This is a genomic window from Cohnella luojiensis (assembly GCF_004564235.1).
In the GTDB taxonomy this organism is placed as follows: domain Bacteria; phylum Bacillota; class Bacilli; order Paenibacillales; family Paenibacillaceae; genus Cohnella; species Cohnella luojiensis.
In genome coordinates, this window is record NZ_SOMN01000067.1 from 1 (window position 1) to 4,710 (window position 4,710).

Sequence of the window (4,710 nt, forward strand, 5' to 3'; positions counted from 1 at the left end):
TGAATTGCTTTTGTTCTCGCCAAGGTAACCACTCCCAAAAGTAATTTTCTACTTAGGGAGAAGATTAGATATTAATGGCATTAATTCCTTTAAAGAATTCCTAGAATGTTATCTGCCGTCTATATAATATGCATTGATGAAATAAAGCCCAACTTATTTATCTTGTTTGATAACTTGTCTAAAAATGTCTCATTTCCATCTAGATCTTCATTAATAAAAGTTAATAGATATCCACTTCCAACGCTCTGAAATGTTGCGATGCCTTCTGTCTCAAATAAGGTGGCTAAGTTTTTACCCGAAGTCCCGTAAAGTAAAAAATCAAATTCAACTTCTCCTCGATTTACAAATTCAGAAGAATAAACAATTTCAATAATTTCTTTCTTCAAAGCAAGAACTTGTTCATATGAACTAAATTTTAAGTAACTAGAATAATCATTCCTAGCAAAATGGTGACCATAAAATTTTCTCTTCGTAAACTGCCCACTGTCATCTATTATGTTCAATACTTCTAAAATAAGCTTCCCAACATATTGGATATAAATATCAAATATGTTTGGAGATAAATTCACTCGATCAGCTACACTAAATGCATCTGTGTCAACAGTAAGGTTATCGTTAGTATACGTCTCAATATATATAACTGTTGGAAGAATCGTTTGTCCTACCATAAATTCAATTAAAATATCCTTCCTATTTTCTTGAATCATTTTTTCATAGATAACGCTATGAGGTATTTTAATTTTTTTCTGAATATACTCTACAAATCTCAAGTTATTCAAATCCATATAAACACTCCCAAGACTATATTAATTTTCATCATCAAAATACTTACTCTTCATATCTTTTTGATGCACAGGATGTGCATTATCAATAAGGTTTTTATCTTTTCCATTGTAATAAATCTTAATGTGCATGCCATTTTTAGTTTTACCAATAGCTATTCCTTTTTTAATACTCTTATCAACAATTTCTTTTTGTGCTGCCACTTGGGTCAATGTATCTTACTGGATTGTTTTTAGTATACACATACAAATTCAAGCTCTGCGGCTGCTCAATCTCCCCCTCATAGGTATCCTAGTTTATAAACCACTCGCCACTTCCTGTTAAAATTTAGTATATCACCCTGCCAGTTGTTCTGGAATAACCGGCATTTGTTACCGCCTGTCGCCGTGTCTGACAGACGCAATCCCCGCAAAACCAGCCAGCTTCTCAGCATTTGCGAATCGTTCAATCGCCCCGATTTCTGCTACGAAGCTTGCCGCTGTGACCTTGTCGATACCCGGCATGCTATCCAAGGTACAGTCAATGTCCCGAAGTAGAGCATCCAGTTCATCTTCCAACTTTTGCATTTTTGCACAATCAAACCCGCTTGTTCTGATAGCCTCGCTCGGTTTCGCAATCTTCGGCGACCATTTGCTTGATCTGTCTTGCTTTTAGAAGCGATAAAAATCGGTTGCTTGTCTGCTTCAGAAACTCGCCAGTTCTGAGTCAGCCACATTTCGTAAGCATCGTGGATTCCTTGAGGCGATTCAATAACCGCAGCAGGCGATTGAACTGCTGCCTTTGCTTATTCGATTTATCATTCTCACTGTCCACGATTGCCATAATAATGACACCCATAATCGCAATAGCGACTAGCAAACCGAAACAGCCAAGATACCCCGATTAAATTGTGACCATCTTGAGTCTCTCGGAAAATCCAAACAATTTTGACATTCATGAGTCCGTTGTAAAATCGTATTTAATTTTCGTATTCATGAGTTGTTCGTAAATAACTTATTTTAAGAATCGGTCAAACCATTTTTCAGATTAGAAAAGCCATTTGGAGTTGTTACACTCGCATGTGGCAAACATTTAATCCGCATTACAGAAAAAACTAAACGGCCTCAGTCCCATGGAATTCAGGGCGAAGGCCGCTTAATGTCTTTACTTTTTATACTCTCTACTTGACGGGGTGCAGTTCATGTAAAAGAGATTATTATACTTCTTTACAGTTCTTAACGTAGTGTGATTATAAGGAGTTAACTATTTCATTTAGCTTACGATTCACAGGCGATTTGGAATGCTTGGAAAATAATACGTATATATTCCCTTTTATAAGTTCTTCAGCACCTTCTTCAGGGTTTCCTTTTTTTAGAAATTTCTTATAGATTTCTGATCTTTCAGAAGATAAATCATTTTCATTTTTGAATTCATATACCAAAATAACTTCCATTGTCATTGGTAGTATCACTGCATGTTGCTTATCTGCGTAAGCGTCAAACCCTCCCCACCTTCAAGCTACCTAATAGCTATGGGATAATCCTCCTCAGTATCAAATCGAGGAGGATTTTTCATGACCAAAGAAGATGTTCGTAAGAAATGGGAAGCTCGCGTCACTGCTTACCGATCTAGCGGCGAGAAAGCAACAAAGTGGTGTAAAGCTAACCAAGTGGATCGCCGCCAGCTTTACACTTGGATGAGACGAATCGACGGAGCTGCCGCTTCAATATCTGTTGTCCCTGAAACGACATGGTTAAATGTTAAAGTCGCACCCGAAGCGGAAACGAGGTCTGCCAACCTAAACGTTAAACTCGGTTCGGCCGTCATAGAAGTCCATCCTGGATTCAACCCCGTTCTGCTCCGTGACGTAGTGCAGGCCCTTCAAGCCTTATGTTGAACGAGCTTAGCGCAAAGCAGGTATATCTAGCTTGCGGCAGCACAGACTTACGCAAGTCCATTGACGGACTGGCAGTACTTGTCCAAGAGGGATTCGGTCTGAATCCGTTCTCTCCATGTTTGTTCGTATTTTGTAACCGCGAGCGGAACAAACTTAAGATTCTGTATTGGGAGCATAACGGCTTCTGGCTGTTCTACCGCAGGCTCGAGCGTGGAACGTTCCAGTGGCCGACGGATAAGGGCGACCCGGTCAGTATCACTTCCCGTGAGCTCCGTTGGCTCTTGGATGGGCTAGCACTGAATCAGCGACAAGCCCATTCGAAAGTCATCGCCCAAACCATCATTTAACAGCCATAGTTCGCCGTTTCGACATACCTTAAGGCAGGTATTGAGGCTTGCCCGCACGAAAAGATTAGGTATGGAAAATCGAGCGGAAAGTTGCCCTACAACTGAATTGTATGAAGCCACCATCGCGAAACAGGATGCCCAAATCGCAGAGCTAACGGCCAAACTGAACTGGTATCAAGAGCAGTTCCGACTGGCACAGCAGAAGCGATTCGGAGCGTCGAGCGAGAAGACGCATCCGGATCAGGTTGAAATGGACCTGTTTAATGAAGCCGAGGTACTTGCAACGCCGGCTTCTCAGGAGCCGGACGTGGAGACCGTCACCTACAACCGTAAGAAGACGGGCGGTAGCCGCGAAGCGAAGTTGGATCAGTTCCCGGTCGAGACGGTCGTCTATACGCTGCCCGAGTCGGAGCAGATCTGTTACTGCTGCGGAGGCACTCTGCATGAAATGAGCACCGAAACCCGCAACGAAATCGCCATCGTTCCCGCTGAAGTGAAGGTCGTTCGGCATGTGCGTCAGGTCTATGCTTGTCGCCATTGCGAGCGCGAGGAGATTCGCACGCCTATTGTTACGGCACCGATGCCAAAGCCGGTTCAGCCGGGAAGTCTAGCTTCCCCGTCTATTTTGGCTCATGTCATGAGTCAGAAGTACGTGGATAGCCAGCCATTGTATCGGCAAGAACAACAGTTTGCGCGACTCGGCCTTACCTTGTCTCGGCAGACGTTGGCGAACTGGATGATGTACGGCGCCAATCAGTGGCTGTCGCTACTTGTGGATCGCATGCACGAGCACCTGCTGAAGCAGGACATTCTGCACGCGGACGAAACGACGTTGCAAGTGCTGCGAGAGCCGGGTAAATCAGCCGAGACGCAATCATATTTGTGGCTGTATCGAACCGGGCGCATGGGACCGCCTATCGTCTTGTACGATTATCGACCTACCCGCGGTGGTGAGCATCCCCGGAATTTCCTCGCGGGTTTCAGCGGATACTTGCACGTAGACGGGTATGCGGGATATCACAAGGTGACCGGAGTCATCTTAGTCGGATGCTGGGCACATGCCCGGCGCAAATTCGACGAAGCGTTGAAGTCGTTGCCTGTTTCGCAAGACAAAACAAAAACAACGGCGCAGGAAGGGCTCGAGTTCTGCAACCGGTTGTTTACAATTGAACGGGATTTAAAGGAGTCATCTCCTGAGGAACGGTATGCTATCCGCCAAGAGCGAAGCCGCCCAATCACGGATGCTTATTTGGCATGGCTACGTCAGCAACGTTCCCGGACGCTTCCTAAGAGTCTGCTTGGCCAAGCCATTACCTATAGCCTGAACCAGTGGGATAAGTTAACGGCGTTTTTAAGCGATGGGCGATTGGAGATCGATAATAATCGGAGCGAGCGCGCCATTAAACCGTTTGTCATCGGACGAAAGAATTGGCTGTTCGCCAATACGCCTCGCGGCGCCAAAGCCAGCAGCACGATCTATAGCGTTATTGAAACGGCGAAAGAAAACGGATTGAATCCGTTCAAGTATCTTAACCATCTATTTGAACAGATGCCGCAGCTTATTGATCCCAAAGATCCGGAAGCATTAGATCGACTGTTGCCGTGGTCATCGTCGTTACCTCTCGCTTGCCGAGTCTTTAAATCATAAATCAAGCATACCGTAGCCCTCATCTCGAATACAGGTGGGGGCTATTTGACGCTTAC

7 protein-coding genes are annotated in these 4,710 nt (G+C 44.4%); 3 read left to right on the forward strand and 4 right to left on the reverse strand.

Features of this window, described 5'->3' with window-relative positions:
- Positions 1–119: 119 nt before the first annotated feature.
- The 4 genes from E2980_RS23510 to E2980_RS23525 form a co-directional block, all read right to left on the reverse strand.
- Positions 120–785, reverse strand: a complete 666-nt coding sequence (locus E2980_RS23510) for a hypothetical protein (protein WP_135154642.1) — start codon at positions 783–785, stop codon at positions 120–122.
- A 21-nt stretch (positions 786–806) separates the two neighbouring features.
- On the reverse strand, positions 807–986 hold the full coding sequence (locus E2980_RS23515; protein WP_135154643.1) for a hypothetical protein: 180 nt from the start codon (positions 984–986) through the stop codon (positions 807–809).
- Positions 987–1,154: 168 nt separating this feature from the next.
- The gene (locus E2980_RS25235) at positions 1,155–1,349 is read right to left on the reverse strand and encodes a transposase (protein WP_135154644.1); all 195 of its coding nucleotides are present in this window, start codon (positions 1,347–1,349) and stop codon (positions 1,155–1,157) included.
- Between the two features lie 662 nt (positions 1,350–2,011).
- Positions 2,012–2,221: a hypothetical protein gene (locus tag E2980_RS23525; protein ID WP_135154645.1), complete on the reverse strand. Its 210-nt coding sequence runs from the start codon at positions 2,219–2,221 to the stop codon at positions 2,012–2,014.
- Positions 2,222–2,335: 114 nt separating this feature from the next.
- Between E2980_RS23525 and tnpA the strand changes: the two genes are divergently transcribed.
- The 3 genes from tnpA (at position 2,336) to tnpC (ending at position 4,654) form a co-directional block, all read left to right on the forward strand.
- On the forward strand, positions 2,336–2,659 hold the full coding sequence (gene tnpA, locus E2980_RS23530) for an IS66 family insertion sequence element accessory protein TnpA (protein ID WP_135154646.1): 324 nt from the start codon (positions 2,336–2,338) through the stop codon (positions 2,657–2,659).
- Positions 2,653–3,006, forward strand: coding sequence for an IS66 family insertion sequence element accessory protein TnpB (gene tnpB / locus E2980_RS23535; protein ID WP_135154647.1), 354 nt, complete (start codon positions 2,653–2,655; stop codon positions 3,004–3,006). Before tnpA ends, tnpB begins: the two co-directional genes overlap by 7 nt.
- A 70-nt stretch (positions 3,007–3,076) precedes the next feature.
- Positions 3,077–4,654, forward strand: coding sequence for an IS66 family transposase (tnpC, locus tag E2980_RS23540; protein ID WP_135154648.1), 1,578 nt, complete (start codon positions 3,077–3,079; stop codon positions 4,652–4,654).
- Positions 4,655–4,710 lie beyond the last annotated feature (56 nt).

Excerpts from the sequence above, each read along its gene's own strand:
- E2980_RS23510 (WP_135154642.1), bottom strand. The coding sequence starts at position 785 with ATGGATTTGAATAACTTGAGATTTGTAGAGTATATTCAGAAAAAAATT.
- E2980_RS25235 (WP_135154644.1), bottom strand. The coding sequence starts at position 1,349 with ATGCAAAAGTTGGAAGATGAACTGGATGCTCTACTTCGGGACATTGAC.
- E2980_RS23525 (WP_135154645.1), bottom strand. The coding sequence starts at position 2,221 with ATGACAATGGAAGTTATTTTGGTATATGAATTCAAAAATGAAAATGAT.
- tnpA (WP_135154646.1), top strand. The coding sequence starts at position 2,336 with ATGACCAAAGAAGATGTTCGTAAGAAATGGGAAGCTCGCGTCACTGCT.
- tnpB (WP_135154647.1), top strand. The coding sequence starts at position 2,653 with ATGTTGAACGAGCTTAGCGCAAAGCAGGTATATCTAGCTTGCGGCAGC.
- tnpC (WP_135154648.1), top strand. The coding sequence starts at position 3,077 with ATGGAAAATCGAGCGGAAAGTTGCCCTACAACTGAATTGTATGAAGCC.